This window comes from Rhizobium ecuadorense (genome assembly GCF_001187535.1).
Lineage (GTDB): Bacteria > Pseudomonadota > Alphaproteobacteria > Rhizobiales > Rhizobiaceae > Rhizobium > Rhizobium ecuadorense.
The window spans coordinates 1-254 of record NZ_LFIO01001674.1 but is presented as its reverse complement, the minus strand read 5'-3'; the positions used below and the strand labels follow the sequence as shown (position 1 = coordinate 254).

Annotated in this window: 1 pseudogene; it reads left to right on the top strand. The window is 63.8% G+C overall.

Annotation, left to right across the window (positions count from 1 at the left end):
* A pseudogene (locus tag AF337_RS32975) lies at positions 1-254 on the top strand (formaldehyde dehydrogenase, glutathione-independent); the annotation flags it as partial.

The following is a 254-nucleotide window of genomic DNA, read 5'->3' as shown; positions in this document are numbered from 1 at the left end:
GATCCGTGATCTCACCATGCTCTCCGACATTCTGCCCACCGGCTTCCATGGCGCAGTGCGTGCAGGTGTTGGGGTCGGCTCGACCGTCTATGTCGCCGGTGCCGGCCCTGTCGGCCTTGCGGCTGCGGCTTCGGCTCGCATTCTCGGCGCTGCTGTCGTGATGATCGGTGATTTCAACAAGGACCGTCTGGCGCATGCGGCGAAGGTCGGTTTCGAACCGATCGACCTGTCGAAGAGCGACCGTCTCGGCGACA